The organism is Mycobacterium sp. TH-M103 (assembly GCF_057473785.1).
In genome coordinates this window covers 39,139-63,374 of the sequence record NZ_JBYCLG010000207.1, presented here as the reverse complement: position 1 = coordinate 63,374, position 24,236 = coordinate 39,139, and the positions used below count along the sequence as shown (strand labels likewise).

General features: G+C 70.8%; 25 protein-coding genes. 11 read left to right on the top strand and 14 right to left on the bottom strand.

Annotated features, from left to right (window positions below; genetic code table 11):
• Positions 1 to 21: 21 nt before the first annotated feature.
• From AC2VOR_RS11675 to hemE, 5 genes are all read right to left on the bottom strand, one after another.
• The gene (locus AC2VOR_RS11675) at positions 22 to 870 is read right to left on the bottom strand and encodes a hypothetical protein (protein ID WP_369739366.1); all 849 of its coding nucleotides are present in this window, start codon (positions 868 to 870) and stop codon (positions 22 to 24) included.
• 112 nt (positions 871 to 982) lie between these two features.
• A complete protein-coding gene (locus AC2VOR_RS11670; RefSeq protein WP_369739367.1) occupies positions 983 to 1,735 on the bottom strand; it encodes a class I SAM-dependent methyltransferase in 753 nt (250 codons plus the stop codon).
• Complete coding sequence (hemQ, locus tag AC2VOR_RS11665; RefSeq protein ID WP_369739368.1) at positions 1,732 to 2,427, bottom strand: hydrogen peroxide-dependent heme synthase; 696 nt, start codon at positions 2,425 to 2,427, stop codon at positions 1,732 to 1,734. The genes AC2VOR_RS11670 and hemQ overlap by 4 nt, the downstream gene beginning before the upstream one ends.
• A gap of 5 nt (positions 2,428 to 2,432) precedes the next feature.
• A complete protein-coding gene (locus tag AC2VOR_RS11660; RefSeq protein ID WP_369739369.1) occupies positions 2,433 to 3,785 on the bottom strand; it encodes a protoporphyrinogen oxidase in 1,353 nt (450 codons plus the stop codon).
• Positions 3,782 to 4,831 carry a uroporphyrinogen decarboxylase gene (gene hemE, locus AC2VOR_RS11655; protein WP_369739370.1) on the bottom strand — a complete coding sequence of 350 codons (1,050 nt, stop codon included), beginning with the start codon at positions 4,829 to 4,831 and terminating at the stop codon, positions 3,782 to 3,784. The genes AC2VOR_RS11660 and hemE overlap by 4 nt, the downstream gene beginning before the upstream one ends.
• Positions 4,832 to 4,962: 131 nt before the next feature.
• Here hemE and AC2VOR_RS11650 point away from each other — a divergent pair, with 131 nt between their 5' ends.
• From AC2VOR_RS11650 to AC2VOR_RS11625, 6 genes are all read left to right on the top strand, one after another.
• Positions 4,963 to 5,442 carry a hypothetical protein gene (locus AC2VOR_RS11650; protein ID WP_369739371.1) on the top strand — a complete coding sequence of 160 codons (480 nt, stop codon included), beginning with the start codon at positions 4,963 to 4,965 and terminating at the stop codon, positions 5,440 to 5,442.
• Positions 5,443 to 5,445: 3 nt separating this feature from the next.
• Positions 5,446 to 6,186, top strand: a complete 741-nt coding sequence (locus AC2VOR_RS11645; protein ID WP_369739372.1) for a gluconate 2-dehydrogenase subunit 3 family protein — start codon at positions 5,446 to 5,448, stop codon at positions 6,184 to 6,186.
• A complete protein-coding gene (locus AC2VOR_RS11640; RefSeq protein ID WP_369739373.1) occupies positions 6,179 to 7,888 on the top strand; it encodes a GMC family oxidoreductase in 1,710 nt (569 codons plus the stop codon). Before AC2VOR_RS11645 ends, AC2VOR_RS11640 begins: the two co-directional genes overlap by 8 nt.
• Positions 7,889 to 7,952: 64 nt before the next feature.
• Positions 7,953 to 8,771, top strand: a complete 819-nt coding sequence (locus tag AC2VOR_RS11635) for an enoyl-CoA hydratase/isomerase family protein (RefSeq protein WP_369739374.1) — start codon at positions 7,953 to 7,955, stop codon at positions 8,769 to 8,771.
• A 182-nt stretch (positions 8,772 to 8,953) separates the two neighbouring features.
• Positions 8,954 to 9,490: a DUF3000 domain-containing protein gene (locus AC2VOR_RS11630; protein WP_369741658.1), complete on the top strand. Its 537-nt coding sequence runs from the start codon at positions 8,954 to 8,956 to the stop codon at positions 9,488 to 9,490.
• A gap of 1 nt (position 9,491) precedes the next feature.
• The gene (locus AC2VOR_RS11625) at positions 9,492 to 10,844 is read left to right on the top strand and encodes an HRDC domain-containing protein (RefSeq protein ID WP_486963820.1); all 1,353 of its coding nucleotides are present in this window, start codon (positions 9,492 to 9,494) and stop codon (positions 10,842 to 10,844) included.
• Here the strand turns inward: AC2VOR_RS11625 and dxs are convergent.
• The 4 genes from dxs to AC2VOR_RS11605 form a co-directional block, all read right to left on the bottom strand.
• Positions 10,841 to 12,757, bottom strand: a complete 1,917-nt coding sequence (gene dxs / locus AC2VOR_RS11620) for a 1-deoxy-D-xylulose-5-phosphate synthase (RefSeq protein ID WP_369739376.1) — start codon at positions 12,755 to 12,757, stop codon at positions 10,841 to 10,843. The genes AC2VOR_RS11625 and dxs overlap by 4 nt on opposite strands.
• A 58-nt stretch (positions 12,758 to 12,815) precedes the next feature.
• Positions 12,816 to 14,279: a cation:proton antiporter domain-containing protein gene (locus AC2VOR_RS11615; RefSeq protein ID WP_486963819.1), complete on the bottom strand. Its 1,464-nt coding sequence runs from the start codon at positions 14,277 to 14,279 to the stop codon at positions 12,816 to 12,818.
• Positions 14,280 to 14,492: 213 nt separating this feature from the next.
• Complete coding sequence (locus tag AC2VOR_RS11610; protein ID WP_369739378.1) at positions 14,493 to 15,761, bottom strand: class I SAM-dependent RNA methyltransferase; 1,269 nt, start codon at positions 15,759 to 15,761, stop codon at positions 14,493 to 14,495.
• Positions 15,758 to 17,752, bottom strand: a complete 1,995-nt coding sequence (locus AC2VOR_RS11605; RefSeq protein WP_369739379.1) for an APC family permease — start codon at positions 17,750 to 17,752, stop codon at positions 15,758 to 15,760. The genes AC2VOR_RS11610 and AC2VOR_RS11605 overlap by 4 nt, the downstream gene beginning before the upstream one ends.
• A 132-nt stretch (positions 17,753 to 17,884) precedes the next feature.
• Between AC2VOR_RS11605 and AC2VOR_RS11600 the strand changes: the two genes are divergently transcribed.
• Positions 17,885 to 18,568, top strand: a complete 684-nt coding sequence (locus AC2VOR_RS11600) for a potassium channel family protein (protein WP_369739380.1) — start codon at positions 17,885 to 17,887, stop codon at positions 18,566 to 18,568.
• Positions 18,569 to 18,632: 64 nt separating this feature from the next.
• Entirely contained in the window at positions 18,633 to 19,331 is a 699-nt protein-coding gene (locus AC2VOR_RS11595; protein WP_486963818.1) for a potassium channel family protein, read from the top strand.
• Here AC2VOR_RS11595 and AC2VOR_RS11590 read toward each other — a convergent pair.
• Both AC2VOR_RS11590 and AC2VOR_RS11585 read right to left on the bottom strand, forming a co-directional pair.
• Entirely contained in the window at positions 19,328 to 19,969 is a 642-nt protein-coding gene (locus AC2VOR_RS11590; protein ID WP_369741659.1) for a DUF3159 domain-containing protein, read from the bottom strand. The genes AC2VOR_RS11595 and AC2VOR_RS11590 overlap by 4 nt on opposite strands.
• Before the next feature lie 53 nt (positions 19,970 to 20,022).
• A complete protein-coding gene (locus AC2VOR_RS11585; RefSeq protein WP_369739381.1) occupies positions 20,023 to 20,391 on the bottom strand; it encodes an OB-fold nucleic acid binding domain-containing protein in 369 nt (122 codons plus the stop codon).
• A 130-nt stretch (positions 20,392 to 20,521) separates the two neighbouring features.
• Between AC2VOR_RS11585 and AC2VOR_RS11580 the strand changes: the two genes are divergently transcribed.
• A complete protein-coding gene (locus AC2VOR_RS11580; RefSeq protein ID WP_369739382.1) occupies positions 20,522 to 21,220 on the top strand; it encodes an alpha/beta hydrolase in 699 nt (232 codons plus the stop codon).
• A gap of 15 nt (positions 21,221 to 21,235) precedes the next feature.
• Here the strand turns inward: AC2VOR_RS11580 and AC2VOR_RS11575 are convergent, their stop codons facing one another.
• Positions 21,236 to 22,042, bottom strand: coding sequence for a DUF3710 domain-containing protein (locus tag AC2VOR_RS11575; protein ID WP_369739383.1), 807 nt, complete (start codon positions 22,040 to 22,042; stop codon positions 21,236 to 21,238).
• A gap of 61 nt (positions 22,043 to 22,103) precedes the next feature.
• Positions 22,104 to 22,568, bottom strand: a complete 465-nt coding sequence (gene dut, locus AC2VOR_RS11570) for a dUTP diphosphatase (RefSeq protein WP_369739384.1) — start codon at positions 22,566 to 22,568, stop codon at positions 22,104 to 22,106.
• A gap of 25 nt (positions 22,569 to 22,593) precedes the next feature.
• Between dut and AC2VOR_RS11565 the strand changes: the two genes are divergently transcribed.
• Positions 22,594 to 23,073, top strand: coding sequence for a DUF3093 domain-containing protein (locus AC2VOR_RS11565; RefSeq protein ID WP_369739385.1), 480 nt, complete (start codon positions 22,594 to 22,596; stop codon positions 23,071 to 23,073).
• Between the two features lie 9 nt (positions 23,074 to 23,082).
• On the opposite strand, the gene AC2VOR_RS11560 is transcribed toward AC2VOR_RS11565, so the two are convergent.
• Positions 23,083 to 23,385, bottom strand: coding sequence for a DUF4193 domain-containing protein (locus AC2VOR_RS11560; protein ID WP_067115263.1), 303 nt, complete (start codon positions 23,383 to 23,385; stop codon positions 23,083 to 23,085).
• A 194-nt stretch (positions 23,386 to 23,579) separates the two neighbouring features.
• On the opposite strand from AC2VOR_RS11560, the gene cei reads away from it, so the two are divergent.
• Complete coding sequence (gene cei, locus AC2VOR_RS11555; protein WP_369739386.1) at positions 23,580 to 24,230, top strand: envelope integrity protein Cei; 651 nt, start codon at positions 23,580 to 23,582, stop codon at positions 24,228 to 24,230.
• Positions 24,231 to 24,236 lie beyond the last annotated feature (6 nt).

The following is a 24,236-nucleotide window of genomic DNA, read 5'->3' as shown; positions in this document are numbered from 1 at the left end:
GCCTATGCTCAACGCAACGGTTTATATCTCGCGGCATCCGCGACGGACGAGCGCGTCGCGCACCCGCCGCACGACGTCCTGCGGCTTGTCCTCGGCGATCACCCGGACGACGATCCAGGCGAGCTCCTGCAGCTTGCGTGAGCGCCACTGGTCTCGGGCGTACTGCCGGCGGTCGGACCGATGCCGGTCACCGTCGTACTCGGCGGCTACTTTGTATCTCTCCCAGCCCATGTCGAGCACGCCGACCAATCGCCAGTGGTCATGCACCGGAATCTGGGTCGTCGGAGCCGACAACCCGGCATCGATCAGCAGAAGACGCAGCCAGGTCTCCTTGGGCGACGCGGCACCAGGGTCGACGAGCGGAAGCGCCGCGCGTAACCGCCGCAGGCCCCGCGCACCGCGGTACCGAATGGCCAGCACTGACACCTCCCCGACGTCGAAAGGCGTCGCGCGCATCAGGGCGTCGAGCCGCGCCACAGCCTCGCCCCTGCGTAGTTGTCTGGCCAGGTCGAACGCCGTCCTCGCTAGGGTGGTCACCGGTAAACCGGCGACGAGGGTGACCTCATCCGGCCGGACACGCTGATTGCGCGTGACCACTCCGTCCGGAGCGTGCTGGTTACGCCAGATCAACTCGACGGGCACGTCGTCGTCGATCCAATTCGAGCCGTGCAACGCCGCCGCGGCGAGCCCGGCCACGACGCCGCGCCGGCCCGACCACAGCCACGCCGCACGGGAACGCATACGCAGCGACGGCGCGGAATGATGCGGCAGGTAGACATCGGGGTAGATGGCCTGGAAATCGGTGCGCAATCGGTACGGGCTCAGCCGCCCCTGCCGCACCGCGTCACTGCCGACAAACACCTCGTCCACTCGTGGGAAGACGCATTTACGACGCCCCAGGATCCCCGGGACATAACTCGTTGCGACCCGCGTCGGCGTGTCGTCGCAACGAGTTATGTGTCGCGACAAGCCAGGGCGCAGATCAGTCCACGCGCGTGGCGTGCACCTCCCAGAACGGGGCGTGCACACGACCGCCCTGCAGCCACGGCTCCATCGCCCGGAACCGCTCCAGCAGGCTCCGGGCCTGCTCGGCCATGTCGGGGTTGCGCGCGGCCATCATCTCGATGGTCTCGGCGCTCATGTTGACCAGGTAGGTCGTCGGGCCAAGATAGGTGATCTCCCAGCCACCCGGCGGCAGCACCTGACGAAAGTCGTCCTCGGACAGCGACCGCATCATGGTGAAGCCGTTGACGTCGTGCGCGCCGAACTCGAACATGTACAGCCGCGCGCCCGGCCTGGTGGCTCGGTGCAGCGCCCGCACGTAGGACTTCTGCAGCTCGGGATCGGTGCTGAACGTGTGGTAGAAAGCGCAGTCCACGACGGTGTCGAAGCGGCCCTCGAAACCGTCCAGCCTGGTCGCGTCGGCCAGCTCGAAATCGACCGACACACCTGCCTTTTGCGCGTTGTCCCGGGCCCGCTCCAACGCGGTCGCCGAGCCGTCGATGCCGGTGGCCGCATACCCCTGCGAGGCGTAGTAGATGGCGTGGTGGCCGGGCCCGGTGCCCGGGTCGAGCACCTCACCCCGCACGGCGCCGAGGGCGACCAGCCGCCGGACCACCGGCTGCGGCCCGCCGATGTCCCACGGCGTGGCCGCCGGCAGGCCGTTCGACAGCCGCTCGTCGCGGTACATCTCCTCGAACCGGGCGGGATCTGTCGGGTCGAAGGGGACCGTCATGGCAGCGCGTTCACCAGCTGCTCGACCGCCACCCGCGGCCCGGTGAAGAACGGCGTCTCCTCGCGGGTGTGCCGCCGGGCGTCGGTGGCGCGCAGCTCGCGCATCAGGTCGACGATGCGGTGCAGCTCGGGGGCCTCGAACGCCAGGATCCACTCGTAGTCCCCGAGCGCGAACGCCGGGACGGTGTTGGCGCGGACGTCCTTGTACTCCCGGGCGGCCATGCCGTGCTCGGAGAGCATGCGGCGGCGCTCCTCGTCGGGCAGCAGGTACCACTCGTAGGACCGCACGAACGGATACACGCAGATGTAGGCGCCGGGTTCCTCGCCGGCCAGAAACGCCGGGATGTGGCTCTTGTTGAACTCGGCCGGGCGGTGCAGCGCCACGCTGCTCCACACCGGCGCGCAGGCCCGGCCCAGCGTTGTGGTGCGCCGGAAGTCGGCGTAGGTCGCCTGCAGCGCCTCGACGGTCTCGGCGTGGGTCCAGATCATGAAGTCGGCGTCGGCCCGCAGGCCGGCGACGTCGTAGAGGCCGCGCACCACGACGCCGCGCTCCTCCTGCAGCTTCAAGAAGGTCGCCGCGTCGTCGACGACGGCTTCCCGCTGTTCGCCGAGCGCGCCCGGGCGCACGGAGAACACCGAGAACATCAGGTAGCGCACCGTCGCATTCAGCGCGTCGTAATCGAGCTTGGCCATGGAACCTATCGTGCCACTTCCGCTTCGAGGGCCTCGACCGCGCGTCCCGCCGAGCCGACACACGCCGGCACGCCGATGCCGTCCAGGTAGCTGCCCGCCACGGCCAGCCCCGGGGGCAGACCCGCGCGCACCTCGGCGACCAGCGCGGCGTGTCCGGGACCGTACTGCGGCATCGCCGCGAGCCAGCGCTGCACGCGCACGTCGACCGGCTCGACGGACAGCCCGAACACGTCGACCAGGTCGCTCAGCGCCCAGCCCAGCAGGTCGTCGTCCGAGGCGGATTCGGCCAGCCCGTCGCCGCAACGCCCGAACGACAGCCGCAGCAGCTGGGTGTCCCCGCGGGCGCCCCACTTGCGGGACGACAGGGTGACCGCCTTACACCGCAACCGCTCCCCGCTGGCCACCAGCACGCCCGAACACTGCGGGAACGGGGTGTCGGCGGGCACCGCGAGCGCCACCACCGCCGACGACGCGCAGACGATCCGGCCGGCGGCCGCGGCGCTGTGCGGGGCGATGCCGGCCACCAGCTGCGCCACCTGTGCGGGCGGAATCGCCAGGACCACCGCGTCGGCGTGGTGGCGCGCACCGGAGTCGTCGAGCAGGTCCCAGCCGGCCCCGGCCCGGTCGAGCCGGCGCACCGCGGCGCGGACCCGGCGCAACCGGCTGCGCCGCACCAGCTCGTCGACCAGCACCTGATAGCCGCCGTCGATCGCCCCGAACACCGGCGCGCCGGTGGCCAGCGGCAGTGCCCGGCGGACCGCGTCGGTCAGGCAGGCGGCGCCGCCATCGAGGGCCGCCGCCACGCCGGGGGCCGCCGCGCGCAGGCCTATCGTCGCCGCGGAACCCGCATACACCCCGCTGAGCAGCGGATCCACCGAGCGGGCCACCGTCTGTTCGCCGAAGCGCTCACCCACCAGGTCGGCGACCGCCGGATCGGCGCCGGGGCGCCAGTCCAGCGGGCGGGCGGGCTCGGCCTCGATGCGTGCGACGGTGGCCTCGTCGACCAGCCCCACCATCGAGGCCGCCGACGACGGGATCCCGACGACGGTACCCGTCGGCAGCGGATGCAACGTCTGCCCGGCGTAGATCAGCGGCCGCGCGCCGGTGGTGGCGAGCTGGCGCCCGGACAGCCCGAGTTCGGCCAGCAGCGCGGGCAGCTCGGGCCGGCGCAGCACGAACGCCTCGGCGCCGACGTCCATCGACTGCGCCCCGACGCGCTCGGTGCGCAGGATCCCGCCCAGCCGGTCACCGGGCTCCACGAGCGTGATGTCGGCGTCCGCATCGGCCGCACGCAGCCGGTAGGCCGCCGTCAGCCCCGAAACACCGCCCCCGACAACGCAATACGAGCGAGATGTCATAGCGAGTGGACCAGCGACACCAACTCGGTCAGCACGCCGGCATCGGTTTCCGGGAGCACCCCGTGGCCGAGGTTGAACACGTGACCGGCCGCCCCGGCGTCGACGGCGCGGCGTCCGTCGTCGACCACCGCGCGCGCGGCGCGCTCCACCGCCGGCCAGTCCGCGAGCAGAACCACCGGGTCGAGGTTGCCCTGCAGCGCCGTGCCGGCGCCGACGCGGGACGCGGCGTCCGCGAGCGAGGTACGCCAGTCCACACCGACCACCGTGGCCCCGCAGTCCGACATCGCGCCCAGCAACTCGGCGGTGCCGACCCCGAAGTGCGTCATCGGCACGCCGTAGTCGGCCAGCTCGGCGAACACCCGAGCGCTGTGCGGCTGCACGTAGGTGCGGTAGTCGGCCAGCGACAGAGCCCCCGCCCACGAGTCGAACACCTGGATGGCGTCCACCCCCGCGTCGAGCTGGGCCCGCAGGAAACCGACGGTGACGTCGGCCAGCTTGCCCAGCAGCGCGTGCCAGCTGTCGGGTTCGGCCAGCATCATCGCCTTGGTGCGGGCGTGGTGGCGGCTCGGGCCCCCCTCGATCAGGTAGGACGCCAGGGTGAACGGCGCACCGGCGAACCCGATCAGCGGGACCTCCCCGAGCGCGGCCACCAGCAACCCGACCGCGTCCGAAACCGGCTGAATTCGTTGCGGGTCAAGGGGTTTGAGCCCATCGACGTCGGCCGCGGTGCGCACCGGCGCGGCGATGACCGGCCCGACACCGGCGACGATGTCCAGGTCGATGCCGGCGCCGAGCAGCGGCACCACGATGTCGGAGAACAGGATCGCCGCGTCGACGCCGTGGCGGCGCACCGGCTGCAGGGTGATCTCACACACCAGCTCGGCGTCGAAGCAGGCGGCCAGCATGTTGTGGTTGGCGCGCAGCGCGCGGTATTCGGGCAGCGAGCGGCCGGCCTGGCGCATGAACCACACCGGCGCCCGGCTGGGTTTGCGACCGGTCACGGCGGCCAGATACGGCGACTCGGGTAGGTCGCGGCGAGTACTCATCGCGCTCAATGCTGCCACGAGCGGCCGGCAAGGTGTGCGCGGCGAGCTTCTGGGTAATGGGTGATACGGAGGCCGTGTGTTTCGGCGTCACGCCGGCTTTGCCCCTCGATGGCTACGGAAGGAGACGGTTGATGTTGCTGACGGGCGGCTCGGCGAAAGACAAGAACGTGGGCGAGGAGGTGGAGCATTTCGTCGACCGGGCGCTGGAGAACGTCGCGCACGGCCGTTTCGAACGGTCACTGTCGGGCCTGACGGCCATCGGGGCACTGGTGACGACCACGGAGATCTACTTCGAGCACTATCGCGCCAGCTTCGGTAACAAGTGGATGTGGAGCCCCATCGTCGTCACCCCTCCGGTCGTCGTCGCCGGGGTGGCCGGCGTCTTCTCACGGCGGTGGGCCAAGCGGTGGCTGCCGATCACCTCGGCGGTGTACGCGGCCAACGGCCTGCTGGGCGAATACTTCCACGCCCGCGGCGTGGCCCGCCGCCCCGGCGGCTGGAAGCTGTTCAACTACAACGTGCCGATGGGCCCGCCGATCGCCGCGCCCGGGCTGATGAGCATCGTCGGCGCGATGGGCCTGCTCGCCGCGATCCTGCGCCGGGAGAAGTGAGCCGTGGCTGACGTCACCAGCGGCCACCACCTGCCAAACCTGCGTCCGGACGGCAAGCCGCTGCACCCGTCGTGGCTGCCCCGCCAGCGCCGCGGCGTCACACCGCAGATGATCGGCCGCTACCCCGACTACGACGTGCTCGGCGCCATGGACACCTGGGACGGGGCCACCCGCCGGGTGGTGCTGGCCCGGCTCGAGGAGCCGGGCCCGTTGCGGTTCTTCGACGCCTCCGAGGAACCCACGCTGCGCGCGTTCTGCGACATCGCGCTGGCCCAGGACGCCGACCCGCGGATCCCGGTGGCCGAGATGGTCGACGCCAAGCTGGCCGACGGCGAGTTCGACGGCTACCAGTACGCCGGCATGCCCGACGACCGCGATACCTGGCACATGGTGCTCGCCGGCTTGAATGAGACAGCCGAGGCGACCTCGGGCGCGGAGTCGTTCGCGGCGGCCCCCATCGAGGACCAGGAGTTCATCGTCGGGCGCTTCGCCAAGGCACAGCTCTGCGGCGGGACGTGGGAGAAGCTCAACGTCAAGCGGGCGTGGTCGGTGGTGATGCGGGGCGCGTTAGGCGCGTTCTACAGCCACCCGTGGGCCTGGAACGAGATCGGGTTCGGCGGGCCGGCCTACCCGCGCGGTTTCATGCGGCTCGGCGGGGTGGCCAACCGCGAGCAGTTCGAGACCCCGGGTGCCACCGCCGAGGACCCGGCCGGGGCCGTCGAGGAGGACCACCTCTATGGGTGACTTCTGGCGCGGCGTGTTCAAGGGTTCGGTGGGCCCGCGCGACAACGATTCGCGATTTCTGCTCGACGTACACTCGCGCGAACTGCCCGGCGAGGCCACCATGCGCCGCTACTCCGACGACGAGGAAGTCGACCTGGTGATCGTCGGCGCGGGCGCGGGCGGCTCGGTGCTGGCCCAGCGGCTGGCCCGGGCGGGCTGGCGCATCGTGATCCTCGAGGCCGGGCCGTTCTGGCACCCCGACGAGGACTGGGTCTCCGACGAAGCCGGATCGCGCCACCTGTACTGGACGCAGAAGCGGATCATCGGCGGCGCGGACCCGATCGAGCTGGGCAAGAACAACTCCGGCCGCGGCGTGGGCGGGTCGATGGTGCACTACGCCGGCTACACGCCCCGCTTCCACCCCAGCGACTTCGAGACCTTCAGCCGCGACGCGGTCGGCGTTGACTGGCCGATCAGCTACGCCGACCTGCTGCCGCACTACGAACGCGTCGAGCGCGAACTCCCCGTCGCCGGCCAGGACTGGCCGTGGGGATACCAGCACCGCTACCCGCACGCGCCCCATCCGGTGTCGGGGTCGGCCATGAAGATCTGGGAGGGCGCGCTGAACCTGGGCATCGAGATGCGCGTCGGCCCGGTGGGCATCGTCAACGGCACCTTCGGCAACCGGCCGCACTGCATCTACCGCGGCTACTGCCTGCAGGGCTGCAAGGTCAACGCCAAGGCCAGCCCGTACGTCACCCACCTGCCCGACGCGCTGAACCACGGCGTCGAGATTCGCGCGAACTGCATGGCCGGGCGCATCGAGCTCGATGGAAACGGGAACGCAAGCGGGGTAACCTATTTCGCCAACGACGACGACGGGAGTTTTCGAGAGCGGTTCCAGCGCGCCAAGGTGGTCGCGGTGGCCGGCTACTCGATCGAGACGCCCCGGCTGCTGCTCAACTCGACCAGCCCGAGCTTCCCCGACGGCCTGTGCAACAACCACGACCAGGTCGGCCGCTACGTGATGGTGCAGGGCGCCACGCAGACCGCCGGGCGCTGGCCGGAGGAGCTGCGGATGTACAAGGCGCCGCCGCCGGAGGTCTCCTCGGAGCAGTTCTACGAGACCGATCCCGACCGGGGCTTCGCCCGCGGGTTCTCCATCCAGACCGTCTCCCCGCTGCCGATCGGCTGGGCCGAGCACGTGCTGGCCGACGGGCACTGGGGGCCGGCGCTGCGCGAATACATGCGCGACTACAACCACTGGGCCGTCGTCGGCGTGCTCAACGAGCTGCTGCCCCATGCGGACAACCGGGTGACCACCGTGGACGGGGAGACCGATCGCTATGGCATTCCGATCGCCCGGATGGACTACAGCCTCTCCGGTAACGACAGGGCCAACATGGACTACTCGAGGGAGGTCATCACCAACATCCTGCACGCCGGCGGCGCCCAGGACATCCTCACCATCGAGCGCTTCGCCCACCTCATCGGCGGCGCCCGGATGGGCACCGACCCGGAGAAGAGCGTCGTCAACTCCGACCACCGCAGCTGGGCGGTGCCGAACCTGTTCATCACCGACGGTTCGGTGTGCCCCACCCAGGGCAGCGCCAACCCGGCGCTGACCATCATGGCGCTGGCGTCGCGGCTGGGCGAGCGGATCGCCCGCGGCGACATCAAGGCCGAGGCCGTCGGCGTGGGTGCACGCTCCGGGCGTGGTTAGCGGCTGCGTACTATCCAGAACCGCAACCGTTCAGCGCGCAGCGATCGAAGATTCAGGAGCCCGGATGCCCGTCAGTGTCCCCCCGGTGAGTTACGACGAGTTCCCCAGCCTGCGTTGTGAACGCGGCGAGAACGGGGTGCTGACGCTGGTTCTCGACGCGCCCGGGCTGAACTCGGTCGGGCCCCAGATGCACCGCGACCTCGCCGACATCTGGCCGGTGATCGATCGCGACCCCGACGTGCGCGCGGTGCTGGTGCACGGTGAGGGCAGGGCGTTCTCCTCCGGCGGCAGCTTCGATCTGATCGCCGAGACCATGGGCGGCTACGAGGACCGGATGCGCATCATGCGTGAGGCCCGCGACCTGGTGTTCAACATGATCAACTGCGACAAGCCGGTGGTCTCGGCGATCCGGGGTCCGGCCGTCGGCGCGGGCCTGGTGGTGGCGCTGCTGTCCGACATCTCGGTGGCCAGCCGAACCGCCAAGCTCATCGACGGGCACACCAAGCTCGGGGTGGCCGCGGGTGACCACGCTGCGATCTGCTGGCCGCTGCTGGTCGGCATGGCCAAGGCCAAGTACTACCTGCTCACCTGCGAAACGCTGCTGGGCGAGGAGGCCGAGCGCATCGGCCTGGTCTCGGCGTGCGTGGACGACGACGACGTGCTGACCACCGCCGCCGGCATCGCCGAGAAGCTGGCACAGGGCGCGCAGAACGCGATCCGCTTCACCAAGCACAGCCTCAACCACTGGTATCGGATGTTCGGCCCGACCTTCGAGACGTCGGTGGGCCTGGAATTCCTCAGCTTCAGTGGGCCCGACGTGGCCGAGGGCCTGGCCGCGCACCGAGAGAAACGCCCCGCGAACTTCACCGGCACCGCCACCTAGCAGGGCCGATACCTGCCGCCGCGGGAACGGCGGACCGACATAACGGCTTGGTCGCGACGGCGCGCGATGCGGCGTGCCTGTCGCGGCGTGTCGGGCCGGGGGTCTACCGTCGGACGTTGTGACGAGGAGCGGCACTCGTGAGCTCAGCTGAACCGGCCCCATTCCGCGATGCGGTCGCGGCGATGAACGCCGTCAGCGTGCGGCCGGAGATCGAGCTGGGCCCGATCCGGCCGCCGCAGCGGTTGGCGCCCTACAGCTACGCGCTGGGCGCCGAGGTCAAGCACCCCGACCTCGAGATCGTCCCGGAGCGGTCCGAGGGTGACGCGTTCGGCAGGCTGATCCTGCTGTACGACCCCGAGGGCGCCGACGCCTGGGACGGCACGCTGCGCCTGGTCGCCTACATCCAGGCCGACCTGGACGCCAGCGAGGCCGTGGACCCGCTGCTCCCCGAGGTGGCGTGGAGTTGGCTGAACGACGCTCTGGAGGCACGCCTGCAGCACGTCACGGCCCTCGGCGGCACCGTCACCGCCACCACCTCGGTGCGCTACGGCGACATTTCCGGGCCACCCCGCGCCAACCAACTCGAGCTTCGGGCGTCGTGGACCGCAACCACCCCCGACCTCGGCGTCCACGTCGAGGCGTTCTGCGAGGTGCTCGAGTACGCCGCGGGCCTGCCGCCGTCCGGGGTCACCGACCTGAGCTCGCGGTCACGCGCCTGACATGCGCGAACCGTCGGCCTCCAGGACCGGTGGCGCGCCGGCCGCGGAACCCGGCAGCGACGCGCCCGACGCCACCGAACCCGACGCCATCCCCCTGGTGCACCCGGCCGCCGGACTACCAGAGCTGTCCGTCAGCGTCCGCGAGATCGGGGCGGCCGCCGAACTGCTCGACCGCGGCCACGGCCCGTTCGCGGTGGACACCGAGCGCGCGTCGGGCTTCCGCTACTCCAACCGGGCCTACCTGATCCAGATCCGGCGCGCCGGGGCCGGCACCGTGCTCATCGACCCGGTCAGCCACGGCGCCGAGCCGCTGGAGGCGCTGCGGCCCGTGGCCGACGTGCTCGGCACCGACGAATGGATCCTGCACGCCGCCGACCAGGACCTGCCGTGCCTGGCCGAGGTCGGGATGCGGCCCCCGGCGCTCTACGACACCGAGCTGGCTGGGCGGTTGGCCGGCTTCGACCGGGTGAACCTGGCGGCCATGGTCGAGCGCCTGCTGGGCTACGGGCTGGCCAAGGGCCACGGCGCGGCCGACTGGTCCAAACGCCCACTGCCCGCCGAGTGGCTCAACTACGCGGCCCTGGACGTCGAACTGCTCATCGAATTGCGCGAGGCGGTCTCGGAGGTTCTGGCCGAACGAGGCAAAACCGATTGGGCCGCGCAGGAATTCGACCATCTGCGCAACTTGGGGCTGATGGACGCCGCCCCGGTGGCGCGCCGGGACCGGTGGCGGCGGACGTCGGGAATCCATCGCATTCGCGACCGCCGCGGCCTGGCCGCAGTACGCGAGCTGTGGTTGGCCCGCGACCGCATCGCCCAGCGCCGCGACGTCGCACCGCGCCGCGTCCTGCCGGACTCGGCCATCATCGACGCCGCGGTCGCCAACCCGACGACGGTCGAGGAACTCGTCGCGCTGCCGGTGTTCGGTGGGCGCAACCAGCGGCGCAGCGCCGAGGTGTGGCTGGCGGCGTTGCAGGCGGCCCGCGAGAACCGGCCTCCGCCGCTGGACGCCGAGCAACCGAACGGGCCGCCGCCCGCGTCGCGGTGGAGCAGACGCAAACCCGAGGCGGCGGCCCGGCTGGAGGCGGCGCGGGCCGCGCTGGCTGAGGTGTCGCAGCGGGTGGACGTCCCCACCGAGAACCTGGTCTCGCCCGACCTGGTGCGGCGACTGTGCTGGGACTGGGAGACCCCCGGCGGAGCGGCGGACGCGGTCGAGGCCGTCGACGCGTTCCTGCGCGCCGGGCAGGCACGGACCTGGCAGCGGGAGCTGGTGGTCGCCGTGCTGGCGCGCGCGGTCCAGCAGGCCGAGGGTGCCGGCACCGAGATCGACGGCAGCGGGGAAAGCCCGGATTAGTCTAGGCGCTCGCGGATCTCAGTTTCGGCGGCGATGCTGCTGCCCAGGGCGGCGACCCAGCCCGTGATCCGTCGGGCCACGTCCTGGTCGGTCAGCCCGAGGTCGGCCAGCACCTCACCGCGCGAGGCGTGCTCGAAGAACTCCTGCGGCAGCCCGACGTCGCGGCACGGCACGTCGACCTCGGCACGCCGCAGTGCGCCCGACACCGCGGACCCGACACCGCCGTTGACACCGTTGTCCTCGAGCGTGACCACCAGCTTGTGCTGCGCCGCCAGTTCCACGACGCCCTCGGCCACCGGCAGCACCCAGCGGGGGTCGATCACGGTCACGCCGATCCCCTGGTTGTGCAGCCGCCGGGCCACGGCCATCGCCATCGCCGCGAACGCCCCGACCCCCACCAGCAGGACGTCGTGGTTGCAGCCACTGGCCGGCACCGCCAGGACGTCCACGCCGGAACGCCGTTCCAGGGCCGGGATGTCTTCGCCCACATCGCCTTTGGGGAAGCGTATGGCGGTCGGCCCGTCACCGACGTCGAGCGCCTCGCCGAGTTCCTCGCGCAGCCGCGTCGCATCGCGCGGCGCGGCCACCCGCATGCCCGGCACGATGCCCAGCATCGACAGGTCCCACATGCCGTTGTGGCTGGGGCCGTCCGAACCGGTGATCCCGGCCCGGTCGAGCACCATGGTGACGGGCAGCTTGTGCAGCGTCACGTCCATCATGACCTGGTCGAACGCCCGGTTCAGGAACGTCGAGTAGATCGCCACCACCGGATGCATCCCCGCCATGGCCAGACCGGCCGCGGACGTCATCGCGTGCTGCTCGGCGATGCCGACGTCGAACAGCCGGTCCGGGAACTGCTGCCCGAACGCCGTCAGCCCGGTGGGGCCGGGCATCGCCGCGGTGATGGCCACGATGTCGCGGCGCTGCCTGCCGTAGGCGATCAGCGCGTCGGAGAAGGTCGCCGTCCACCCCGGGCCGGAAATCTTGGTGGCCCGGCCGGTGACCGGGTCGATCACGCCGCAGGAATGCATCTGCTCGGCTTCGTCGTCCTCCGCCGGCGCGTAGCCCATCCCCTTCCGGGTGACCACGTGCACGATCACCGGGCGCCCGAAGTCGCGCGCGTGGCGCAGCGCCACCTCGACGGCGCGTTCGTCGTGACCGTCGACCGGTCCCACGTATTTGAGCCCGAGATCGGTGAACAGCAACTGCGGGGACAGCGAATCCTTGATGCCCGCCTTCACGCTGTGCATGAACCGGTAGGCGATCTTGCCGAACAGCGGCATCGCCCGCAGCGCCTCGCGCCCCTTCTCCAGCGCCTGCTCGTAGGCCGGCTGCAGCCGCAGCGTGGCGAGATGGTCGGCGACGCCGCCGATGGTCGGCGCGTAGCTACGGCCGTTGTCGTTGACGACGATGACCACCGGCCGGCGGGATGCGGCGATGTTGTTCAGCGCCTCCCAGCACATGCCGCCGGTGAGCGCGCCGTCCCCGACCACCGCGACCACGTGCCGGTTGCGGTGACCGCTCAGCTCGAACCCCTTGGCCAGCCCGTCGGCGTACGACAGCGCCGCGCTGGCGTGGCTGGACTCCACCCAGTCGTGCTCGCTCTCGGCGCGCGACGGATAGCCCGACAGCCCGCCCTTTTTGCGCAGGCTCTCGAAGTCCTGGCAACGCCCCGTCAGCATCTTGTGCACGTAAGCCTGATGGCCGGTGTCGAAGATGATCGGGTCGTGGGGCGAATCGAACACCCGGTGCAGCGCCAGCGTCAGTTCGACGACGCCCAGGTTGGGGCCCAGATGTCCTCCGGTGGCAGCGACCTTGTGGATCAGGAACTCGCGGATCTCGGCGGCGAGATCGCGCAGCTGCTGCTGGGAAAGGTGCTGCAGATCAGCGGGCCCGCGGATCTGTTCGAGCATCCGGTCAGTCTACGCAGCGGTTGCGGGAACAGCAGGGCCGCGGCGGAAGTCAGCCGGCTTAGGAGGGACCGAAGAGTTCGGCTAGCGTGCCGTGAAGCTCGGGGTCGGCCAGCATGACGACCTCGTCGCCGGCCTGAAGTTCGGTGTCGCCCCGCACCGGCACCAGGCCGGTGGCGCGGACCACGATGCTCACCCAGATGTCGCCGACGCGGTCGCTGAGCCCCTCGACGGTGCACCCCTCGGCGGCCGAGCCCTTGGCAACACTGAACCGGTGGACGCCCTCCGGCTCGTCCGCGAGCCGGACACCGATCTCCCACGGCTGGGTCTCTACCGTGCGCATGGGCAGCTGCAACAGGGTCGCGACACCGGGCACCGCGCTGCCCTGCACCAGAACCGAGAAGATCACGACGACGACCACGATGCCGTACAGGCGTTCCGCGTCGGGCACGTGCGCGGCGCGCACGAACTCGCCGAGCAGGATCGGCACCGCCCCCTTGAGGCCGGCGAACAGGATGAACAGACGTTCGTTTCGCGCAAGCTCCACCCCGAGCAGGCAGGAACTCACCGCCAGCGGACGGATCAGCGCCGTCAGGGCCATCCCGAGAGCCAGCCCGGGAATCCATACGTCCGGATGGGTGAGCACGTTGAGGTCGACGGTCAGACCCAGCACGACAAAGGCAACGATTTCGGCGAGACCGGCCAGGGCGGCGTGGAAGCGCTTGATCTCGGCCTTGTAGGGCGCTCGAGCGTCGCCGATCACGATGCCGGCGACGAACACGGCCAGGAACCCCGAGCCGTGCGCCAGCGTGGCGATGCCGTACAGCATCAGGCTGGATGCCAGCGTTCGCAGCGGGTAGAGGCCTTCGCTCGGCAATGCCACGCGGCGCATGAAGACGAGCAGGGCACGGCCGCCGATCACCCCGACGGCCAGGCCGATCGCCATCTGCAGGATGAACTGGGCTCCCACGCCGGCGAACCCGGCCGCGCTGAGGGCACCGGCGGCGACCAGGCTCGTCATCAACGAGATGCCGACCGGATCGTTGGCGCCGGACTCGCCCTCCAGGATGGTGCTGCTGCGCCCCCTGATCTCTCGTTTGCCCAGGACGGAGAAGACCACGGCCGGATCCGTGGGGGCCACCGCGGTCGCGACGAGCACCGCGGGGAACCAGCCGATTCCGCACGCGTAGTGCAGCATCAGCGCGGCGCCGGCGGCGGTCAGGGCGGTACCCAGGACGCCGACCGACAGGATCGGCGCGACTGCCGCCCGGAAACGGGCGGGCCCGATGTGCATTCCGCCGTCGAACAACACCAGCACCAGCGCGATGGTGATGACCCGCTCCACGATCCGCTCGGTCGGCGGCTGCACCGCGGGCACGGCGCGCACCGCCACCGCCGCTCCGACCAGCACCAGCAGGGGCACCGGAATCTTGAACCGCTCGGTCAGGCGGTTCGCCAGGACCGCGACCAAACCGATGGCGCTGGCGAACAGGACCATCAGCGCGTAACTGAGGGTCTCGTTCACGACGGCGGCACTCGGAGACGGCCCGGGGAGCACCGCATGGGCGATCGACCCGGCTCGACGGCCGGGGACCGTCCTATTGTGGTAAGCACCTGAGCCTTTCAGTCGGTCGACAAAGACGTCGCCGACCAGACTTCCCGGCACACCGCGAATGGAGTGTAGCCGCTCTCGGCTGGCACCCGCAGAGGCATTGCGCCTACCGGTTTCTCGTGCGCTTCACGGTCGCCGTCGCGCGCGGGTCAGCAGCGCAACGCATTCGGTGTGATGGGTCAGCGGAAACGCGTCGAACACCTTGAGCTTGTCCACCACATAGCCGTGCCCGCGGTACAGGCCGATGTCGCGCGCGAAAGACGCCGCCTCGCAACCGATGTGGACAACACACGGAACCCCGGCGGCGGCCAGCAGATCGATCACCTCGCGTCCGGCCCCCGCCCGCGGCGGATCCAGCACGGCCACGTCGGCGCCGGCGCGCTGCGACGCGAGCGCCCGTCGCACCGAGTCGGTGACCACGTTCACCTGCGGCAGGTCAGCCAGCGCCACCCGGGCGGCGCGCGTCGACGCGCGCGACGTGTCGACCGTCAGCACCCGCCCGGCGCGCCCCACCGCGTCCGCGAGCGCGGCGGCGAAGACCCCCGCACCGCCGTAGAGGTCCCACACCGCCATGCCCGCCGCCGGCTGCGCCCACTCGGCGACCAGGCTCGTGTAGACGCGCGCCGCGTCGCGGTGGGCCTGCCAGAAGGCCGTCACGGGCACCCGCCAACTGCGCTCGCCCACCCGCTGCACCGCCTCGTAGCCGCCCTCCACGACCTTGGTGGCGATCCGCCCGCCCTGCCGCACGGTGCGCACCACGTGGCGCCGGCCGTCGTCGTCGACGGCCACGTGCAGCTGCGCGGCCGGCGGCAGGTCGGCCCGGGTGACGTTCGCGGCGATCCCGTCCAGCATCCCGTGGGGCAGTTGCGCGCAGCGCAGGTCGGTCACCAGGGCGTCGCTGTGGTACCGGTGAAACCCGGGGCGCCGGTCCGGTCCCACCTCCAGCCGGACCCGGGTGCGCCACCCGGTCGGCCCGGAACCCGACAGCTGCTCGGCCCCCGCGTCCGCGCCGCTCCAGTCGAACCCGCCCAGCCGTTGCAACTGGTTGGCCACCACCTGAGCCTTGAGCACCCGGGCCGCCTCCGGGGTGGCGAACGCCAGATCGCAACACCCGGCACCGCCCACCCCGGCGATCGGGCACAGCGAGTCGGTGCGGTCCCGCGACGGCTCGATCACCTCGACAACCTCGGCGTGCCAATAGGATCCGCGGTCCGCGGTGACGCGCACCCGCACCCGTTCGCCGGGCAGCGCATACCGGACGAACACGACCCGGCCTTCATGGTGGGCCACGCAGCTGCCGCCGTTGGCGGGGGCGCCGGTGACCACCGTCAGCTCGGCCTCGGCCGGCGCCGCTGTCCCCGCCCGAGGCGGGTCGGGCCGCGGTCGTGTGCTCAATCGAAAATTCCGCGACGGGCGTCGCCGGGCGCGGATTGCGGCTGCAGGTTGGAGAGCCGCTCCGACGAGGTCAACTGCCAGGGAACCGAGGTCACCATCACGCCGGGCATGAACAGCAGGCGGCCCTTGAGCCGCAACGCACTCTGGTTGTGCAGCAGCTGCTCCCACCAGCGTCCGACCACGTATTCGGGGATGAACACCGTCACCACGGTGCGCGGCGACTCCTTGCTGGCACGCTTGACGTAATCCAGCACCGGGCGGGTGATCTCGCGATACGGGGAGGCGATGACCTTGAGCGGCACGCTGATCTCGCTCTGCTCCCACTGGTGCACCAGCTCCCGCGTCTCCGCGTCGTCGACGCTGACCGTGACGGCCTCCAGCGTGTCGGGCCGGGTGGCCCGCGCGTAGGCCAGCGCGCGCCGGGTCGGCAGGTGCAGCTTCGACACCAGCACCACGGCGTGGTTGCGGCTGGGCAGGACGATCTCCTTCTCCTCCTCCGCGGCCTGCGCCAATTCCCGGTTGACGGTGTTGTAGTGCTTGCGGATGAGTTTCATCACGACGAACAGCGCGCTCATCGCGACGATCGCGATCCAGGCGCCGGCAAGGAATTTCGTGATCAACACGATGAACAGGACCGTGCCCGTGGACAGCAGCCCGACGGTGTTGACGACCCGTGAGCGCATCATCGTGCGCCGCACCCGCGGGTCGGTCTCGGTGCGCAGCAACCGGGTCCAGTGCCGGACCATGCCGATCTGACTGAGCGTGAACGAGATGAAGACCCCCACGATGTACAGCTGGATCAGCGCGGTGACCTCCGCCCGGAACGCGAGGATCGCCAGCAGCGCCGCCGCCGACAGGAAGAGGATGCCGTTGGAGAACGCCAACCGGTCTCCGCGGGTGTGCAACTGGCGGGGCAGGTAGCTGTGTTGCGCCAGGACGGAGCCCAGCACCGGGAACCCGTTGAACGCGGTGTTGGCCGCCAGCACCAGAATCAGCGCCGTCACCGTCGCGATCAGCAGGAACCCGATGTGGAAGCTGCCGAACACCGTCTCCGCCAGCTGCGTGACGAGGGTCTTCTGGTAGTAGTCCGGCGGGGTGCCGGTCAGCTGGGTCGCGGGGTCGTCGACGAGCTGGACCCCGATCTTCTGGGCCAGCACGATGATGCCCATCAGCAGCGTCACCGCGATCCCGCCCAGCATCAGCAGCGTCGTGGCGGCGTTGCGCGACTTGGGCTTCTGAAACGCCGGCACCCCGTTGCTGATCGCCTCGACACCGGTCAGCGCCGCACAGCCCGACGAGAACGACCGCGCCACCAGGAACGCGAACGCGAAACCGAGGACCGGGCCGTTCTCGGCGTGCATCTGAAACGCGGCGGATTCGGCGCGCAACGGATTGCCCAGCACGTAGATCCGGAACAGCCCCCAGCCGATCATGATGACGACCCCGAAGATGAACGCGTAGGTCGGGATGGCGAACGCCACCCCCGACTCGCGGATTCCGCGCAGGTTCAGCCCCATCACCAGCAGGATGGCCGCCACGCAGAACCACACCTTGTGTTCGGCCACGATCGGGATGGCCGAGCCGATGTTCGACATCGCCGACGCCGTCGAAACGGCAACGGTGAGAACGTAATCCACCATCAGTGCGCTGGCCACCGTGAGGCCGGCGTTGTCGCCGAGGTTGGTGGTGACGACCTCGAAGTCGCCGCCGCCGGAGGGGTAGGCGTGCACGTTCTGCCGGTAGCTGGCCACCACCACCAGCATGACCGCGACGACCGCGAGCCCGATCCACGGCGTGAGCGAGTAGGCGGCCACGCCGGCCACCGAGAGCATCAGGAAGATCTCCTCGGGCGCATAAGCCACCGAGGACAGGGCGTCGGAGGCGAACACCGGCAGGGCGATGCGCTTGGGCAGCAGCGTGTGCGTCAGCCTGTCGCTGCGGAATGGTCGCCCGATCAGCAACCGGCGAGCGGCGGTGGAAAGTTTGGACACGAGAGCCAAGAGTAAGCCCACCCCGGCTTGCCGGTAGCGTTCTCCAGGCGAGAATGTTCTGGACCGAAATCGGCTGGCCACACGAGGTTGCCGACAGATGAACACCAGCGGGACCAGCCGGGAGGACTCCAAGTGCGGGTGGTAGTGATGGGGTGCGGCCGGGTGGGTTCGTCGGTCGCCGACGGGCTATCCCGGATCGGCCACGAAGTCGCGGTCATCGACCGCGACAGCACTGCATTCAACCGGCTCAGCCCGGAGTTCGCCGGCGAGCGGGTGCTGGGCCAGGGTTTCGACCGCGATGTGCTGCTGCGGGCGGGCATCGAGGAGGCGGAGGCGTTCGCCGCGGTGTCCTCCGGCGACAACTCCAACATCATCTCGGCGCGGCTGGCGCGCGAGACGTTCGGCGTCCAGCGCGTCGTCGCCCGCATCTACGATGCCAAGCGCGCCGAGGTCTACGAGCGCCTCGGGATACCCACGATCGCCACCGTGCCCTGGACCACCGATCGGCTGCTCAACGCGCTGCTGCGCGACACCGAGACCGCCAAGTGGCGCGACCCGACCGGCACGGTCGTCGTCACCGAGGTCGTCCTGCACGAGGAGTGGATGGGCCATCGGATCACCGATCTCGAGCAGGCCACCGGCGCCCGCGTCGCGTTCCTGATCCGGTTCGGGGCGGGGGTGTTGCCGGAGCCGAAAACGGTCATCCAGGCCGGGGATCAGGTCTATGTCGCCGCGATCTCCGGTCGTGCCGCCGAGGCGGTGGCCATCGGGGCGCTGCCGCCGAGCGAGGATCTCGAGTCGGGACCGGGCCGGTGAAGCGGAAAGAGCCGACCGGCGGGGCTGTGGGGGTACCACCCGCTTGCGGGGGAGAGTGGGCCAGATGAGGGTAGCTGTCGCCGGGGCCGGAGCGGTCGGTCGTTCGGTCACGCGGGAACTGGTCGGGAACGACCACGAGGTGACCCTGATCGAGCGCAACCCCGACCACGTCGACGTGGACGCCATCCCGGCCGCGCACTGGCGCCTCGGCGACGCCTGCGAACTGAGCCTGCTGGAATCGGTGCACCTCGAGGACTTCGACGTGGTCGTCGCCGCGACCGGCGACGACAAGGCCAACGTCGTGCTCAGCCTGCTGGCCAAGACCGAGTTCGCGGTGCCGCGGGTCGTGGCGCGGGTCAACGATCCACGCAACGAATGGCTGTTCACCGACGCCTGGGGGGTGGATGTCGCGGTGTCGACGCCACGCATGCTGGCGTCGCTGATCGAGGAGGCCGTCGCCGTCGGCGACCTGGTGCGGCTCATGGAGTTCCGCCGGGGTCAGGCCAACCTGGTCGAGATCACCCTGCCCGACGACACGCCGTGGGGCGGCAAGCCGGTACGCAAGCTGCAACTGCCCCGGGACGCCGCCCTGGTCACCATCCTGCGCGGTCCGCGCGTGATCGTCCCGGAGGCCGACGAACCACTGGAGGGTGGCGACGAGTTGCTGTTCGTCGCGGTTACCGAGGTCGAAGAGGAGCTGCGCGCACTGCTGCTGCCGAGCACTGCGCCGGCCGAGCCGGGGGAAGCGGCGCCGGCCGGCTAGTCCACGCCGCGGGCGCCGGCCTCGTTGACCGCGGCGATCGCGCGCTGGGCCGACCGGTAGGCCGAATAGGTGACCAGCGCGGCCATCGCGGTCAACGGCCAGCCCATCGCGATGCGGGCGACCCCCAGCCAACCGGTCTGGTCGGCCTCGTAGAGGTGTCGCTGCACGACGAACCGGGCGCCGAACACCAGCACCCAGCACAGGGACGCGACGTCGAAGGCGTACACCGCGCGGGGCACGCCGCGCCAGGTGTGCTCGCGCCCGCCAGCCCAGCTGGCCAGGTAGCCGACCAGCGGCCGGCGCACCAGCACCGACACCGAGAAAACGATCGCCCACAGCAACGACATCCAGATGCCCAGCAGGAAGTAGCCCTTGGACTCCCCCATGACGTAGGCGATCAGCGCACACACGACGACGCCACCGAACCCGGAGACCGCCGGCTGCATGGATTCCCGCCTGGCGAGCCGCCACAGCAGCACCAGCGCGGACACCCCCAGCGCGGACCCGACCGCGGCCAGCAGCCCGAACAGGTTGGAGGCGAACACGAAGGTGACCACGGGCAGCGACGAGTAGACGACGCCGCTGACCCCGCCCAGCTGCGCCAGCAGGCGTTCGGCGCCGGTGCGCCCGGTGACGATGCCACCGCAGTCCGTCGGGCCGATCGGAGCGGCCCCCCCGTCGTCGGAGACGGTCACCGCTGAATTTCGTAGTGCGGGTTGTAGATCGCCTTGGCGCCGTTCTCGAGCTTGCCCACCCGGCCGCGCACCCGCAGCGTGCGGCCCGAGTCGATGCCGGGAATGCGGCGCTGACCCAACCACACGAGGGTGACGGTGTCGGTGCCGTCGAACAACTCGGCGCGAACGCCGCCCGAGCACCCCTTGCCGTTGGTCTCCACGCTGCGCAGCGTGCCGACCATGGTGACCTCCTGGCCGCGCTCGCAATCGATCGCCCGCTGCGCGCCGGTGCTCGTCACTTCGTCGGACAACTCCTCGGAGTCGCGTTGCTCCGGGTGCTCCGTCAACCGACGGGTGAGCCGGCGCAGATACCCTTGCGCCCCCATGGCCACTCCTGACAATGCTGATGGCGCTTTCCGTTATGCCAACGGACACCTTAGAGCTCTTGGTTCCCGCGCGCCAACCGGGCCAAACCTCGTGTTGGAGCGGACGGCAGGGCCGGGCACTATCGGAGAGGTGGGTGTCGATCTGAGCGGTGTCACCACCGTGCTGCTGCCCGGAACCGGCTCCGACGACGACTACGTCCGGCGGGCGTTCTCCGGCCCGTTGCAGCAGGCCGGCGCGCTGCTCGTGGCCCCCGCGCCGCGCCCGGAGCGGTTGATCGACGGATATCTGTCCGCCCTGGACGATGCCGCGCGGGTCGGTCCGGTCTGTGTCGGCGGCATCTCGATCGGCGCCGCGGTGGCAACCGCGTGGGCGCTGGCGCACCCGGACCGCACGGTCGCAGTGCTGGCCGCGCTGCCCGCCTGGGCCGGAGCGCCCGGGTCGGCGCCCGCCGCCCTGGCGGCCCGGTACTCGGCGGCCCGGCTGCGCAGCGACGGGTTGGCGGCGACGACGACCCAGATGCGGGCATCCAGCCCGCCCTGGCTCGGCGACGAGCTGGCGCGGTCGTGGCGGGCGCAGTGGCCACACCTGCCCGACGCCATGGACGCAGCGGCGGGCTACGTCGCCCCCGGCCACGCCGACCTGGGCCGGCTGGCCGCGCCGCTGGCCGTGGTCGGCGCCGTCGACGACACCGTGCATCCGCTGCAGGTCGCGGTGGAATGGGTCGCCGCCGCGCCGCGTGCAGCCCTGCGCACGGTGACGCTGCAACAGTTCGGCGCGGACACCGCCGAACTCGGCGCGGCGTGCCTGGGGGCGCTGGCCGACCTGTGAGCCCCGGGGTCCGGGTCAGCCGCCGGTCGTCGACCGCAGCTGCTGCATGGCCGATCCCTGGGCGCTGCGGCGTTCCGCGGGCCCGTCCGGCGCCGGTTGCGCGTCGCCGGCCTGCTGGGCCTGCTGCGCGGCGGCGGCCTCCCGCAGCTGCGCCACCATCGCTTCGGGCAGCTGCACCGCCAGCGGCGTGCGCACCGGCAGGGGCGTCTCGCCGCGGCGAACCACCGTGTCCGCCAACGCCGCACGCGCCTCCCGGTCCAGCGCCTCGATCGTCTCGTGCGTGCCATTGACCACGCAACGAATCATCCAGCGATAACCGTCGACCCCGATGAACCGCACCACCCCGGCGGCGCTGCCGACCACTTCCCGGCCCCACGGGCCGTCCTGGATGCTGACCGTGGCCGAGTCGTTGCGCAGCGACTCCGCGAGCTCGGCGGCCACCTCCCGCCACAGACCGCCCGTCTTGGGCGCCGCGTAGGCGGCGATGGTGAAACGGCCATTGGGTGTGACGACCCACACGGCGCTGGGGACGCCGGTCTCGGTCAGCTCGACCTGCAACTGGCCGCCGTCGGGCATCGGGATGAGCACCGAACCCAGGTCGAGCCGGGCCACCTGCGCGACGGACGGGTCGTCAAAGTCGTCGATGTCGAACGGGCCTTCGAGAGCGCCCGGCTCGTCGGCGGCCTGAGCGCCGGCAGCCTCCGCCTCGACCGGCTCCTCGACGGGTCGGTCCGTTTCCGTGGGTCCGCCGCCCGGCCCGCCGGCGGCCTGGGGGGCCTCGTCCCCACCGCGTTTACCTGAGCGCCTGCCGAATGCCACCATCAGCGCCGCTCCTCCTCATCGCATCCGTCTGCATCGCTTCCCTCAGCATTCCCGCCGGCGGTCACAAACTCGCGTGTCCTCCGGAGGAACCGTGGCCGCCGTCGCCACGGGACGTCTCGGCCAGCCCGGCCTCGTCGAACGACGCGACCTCGACCAGCTCCAACAATTCCACCCGCTGCACCAGCAGCTGGGCGATGCGGTCGCCGCGATGCACCACGATGGGCTCGGCCGGGTCGAGGTTGATCAGCGAGACCTTGATCTCACCGCGGTAGCCGGCGTCGATGGTGCCCGGGCTGTTGACGATAGAAAGTCCCACCCGCGCCGCCAAACCCGAGCGGGGGTGGACCAGCCCGACCATCCCGAACGGGATCGCGACCGCGACCCCCGTCCGCACCAGCGCACGGTGCCCCGGATCGAGCGTCACGTCTTCGGCGCTGTAGAGGTCCACTCCGGCGTCGCCGCTGTGAGCGCGCGCGGGCACCGGAAGCTCGGGGTCGAGGCGAACGATCGCCAGAGGGGTCGACACGGGGGCACAGATTACCCTTGACCGCGTGTCTGGAACGCGCGTCGCGCCCCACAGCGTGCGATACCGCGAGCGGCTGTGGGTGCCGTGGTGGTGGTGGCCGCTCGGCTTGGCGCTGGCGGGGCTGATCGCCTTCGAGGTCAACATGGGTGCGGGCGCGGCTCTGCCTGCCTGGGTGCCGTTCGTGATCTTGTTCACGGTCGCCGGGGGAACGCTGCTGTGGCTGGGCCGCATCGAGATCCAGGTCACCGCCGGGCCCGACGGCGTCGAGCTGTGGGCGGGCCGGGCGCATCTGCCCGCCACGGCGATAACGCGGTCCGCGGTGATCCCGCGCTCGGCCAAGTCCGCGGCCCTGGGCCGCCAGCTCGATCCCGCCGCCTACGTGCTGCACCGGGCGTGGATAGGCCCGATGGCCCTGGTCGTCCTCGACGACCCGGACGACCCCACGCCCTACTGGCTGGTGAGCTGCCGTCACCCCGGGCGGGTGCTGTCGGCCCTGACAAGCTGAGTGCAGCTCTCAGGCCGCGCAGTCGGTACAGATCATCACGCCGTTCTTCTCGCTGGCCAGCCGGCTGCGGTGTTGCACCAGGAAGCAACTCGAACAGGTGAACTCATCCGCCTGCTTCGGAATGACACGTACCGAAAGCTCCTCGCCGGACAGGTCGGCGCCGGGCAGCTCGAAAGACTCGGCCGTCTCGGATTCGTCGACATCGACCACCGCCGAGGCCGCCTCGTTCCGCCGTGCTTTGAGCTCCTCCAGCGAGTCTTCCGAGACGTCGTCCGTCTCGGTGCGCCGTGGAGCGTCGTAATCGGTCGGCATATCTGTTACCTGCCCTGTTCCCCTCGCAAGCCCTAAATAACTTCAAGCAACGCTTTGTATCAGCGTCGAACGCATCCACCAAACGATTCGTGCCCGTATCTCGACCCGTTAATGTGTGATTTGCATCACACCGCAAGATAAGCCTTGCGTTCGGCGTCAAAACAGTGTGAACGGTGTGCGACTAGAGTGCACCTGTGGTCGCACAAATCACACAGGGTACAGCGTTCGACAAGCACGGTCGGCCATTTCGGCGCCGCAACCCTCGCCCGGCCATCGTGGTGCTGGTGTTGCTGATCGTGGCGACCGGCGTGGTCTGGACCGTGGCGCTGACTCGGCCCGCGACGGTTCGCGAGGCCGAGGCGTGCAATCCGCCGCCCCAACCCCCGGGATCGGCCCGCCCGCAGCTCGGCGAGCAGGTGTCGCGCACGGCGATGATCGACGTGTCCCCCGCCAGACTCGCCGACACCAAGGTGCGGGTGCTCAACGCCAGCGGCCGCGGCGGCCAGGCCGCCGACGTCGCCGGCGCGATGAAAGACCTCGGTTTCGCGCAGCCGACGGCCGCCAACGACCCGATCTACGCCGGCACGCGGCTCAACTGCCAGGGCCAGATCCGCTTCGGGACGGCCGGACAGGCCACCGCGGCGGCGGTGTGGCTGGTGGCGCCGTGCACGGAACTGTTCAACGACAACCGCGCCGACGACTCCGTCGACTTCGCGGTGGGCACCGACTTCGGCACGCTGGCGCACACCGACGACATCGACGCCGTGCTGGCCAGCCTGCGCCCCGGCGCCACCGAACCGCCGGATCCCATGCTCCTGCAGAAGATTCACGCCAGCAGCTGCTGAGAGCTC

What these genes read in the sequence shown, in the direction of transcription:
- AC2VOR_RS11625 (WP_486963820.1), top strand. Translation starts at nt 9,492, where the DNA reads ATGCGCGAACCGTCGGCCTCCAGGACCGGTGGCGCGCCGGCCGCGGAA.
- AC2VOR_RS11640 (WP_369739373.1), top strand. Translation starts at nt 6,179, where the DNA reads ATGGGTGACTTCTGGCGCGGCGTGTTCAAGGGTTCGGTGGGCCCGCGC.
- AC2VOR_RS11660 (WP_369739369.1), bottom strand. Translation starts at nt 3,785, where the DNA reads ATGACATCTCGCTCGTATTGCGTTGTCGGGGGCGGTGTTTCGGGGCTG.
- AC2VOR_RS11630 (WP_369741658.1), top strand. Translation starts at nt 8,954, where the DNA reads ATGAACGCCGTCAGCGTGCGGCCGGAGATCGAGCTGGGCCCGATCCGG.
- AC2VOR_RS11650 (WP_369739371.1), top strand. Translation starts at nt 4,963, where the DNA reads ATGTTGCTGACGGGCGGCTCGGCGAAAGACAAGAACGTGGGCGAGGAG.
- AC2VOR_RS11635 (WP_369739374.1), top strand. Translation starts at nt 7,953, where the DNA reads ATGCCCGTCAGTGTCCCCCCGGTGAGTTACGACGAGTTCCCCAGCCTG.
- AC2VOR_RS11585 (WP_369739381.1), bottom strand. Translation starts at nt 20,391, where the DNA reads ATGGGGGCGCAAGGGTATCTGCGCCGGCTCACCCGTCGGTTGACGGAG.
- hemQ (WP_369739368.1), bottom strand. Translation starts at nt 2,427, where the DNA reads ATGGCCAAGCTCGATTACGACGCGCTGAATGCGACGGTGCGCTACCTG.
- dxs (WP_369739376.1), bottom strand. Translation starts at nt 12,757, where the DNA reads ATGCTCGAACAGATCCGCGGGCCCGCTGATCTGCAGCACCTTTCCCAG.
- AC2VOR_RS11560 (WP_067115263.1), bottom strand. Translation starts at nt 23,385, where the DNA reads ATGCCGACCGATTACGACGCTCCACGGCGCACCGAGACGGACGACGTC.
- AC2VOR_RS11575 (WP_369739383.1), bottom strand. Translation starts at nt 22,042, where the DNA reads ATGGTGGCATTCGGCAGGCGCTCAGGTAAACGCGGTGGGGACGAGGCC.
- AC2VOR_RS11670 (WP_369739367.1), bottom strand. Translation starts at nt 1,735, where the DNA reads ATGACGGTCCCCTTCGACCCGACAGATCCCGCCCGGTTCGAGGAGATG.
- AC2VOR_RS11595 (WP_486963818.1), top strand. Translation starts at nt 18,633, where the DNA reads ATGAGGGTAGCTGTCGCCGGGGCCGGAGCGGTCGGTCGTTCGGTCACG.
- hemE (WP_369739370.1), bottom strand. Translation starts at nt 4,831, where the DNA reads ATGAGTACTCGCCGCGACCTACCCGAGTCGCCGTATCTGGCCGCCGTG.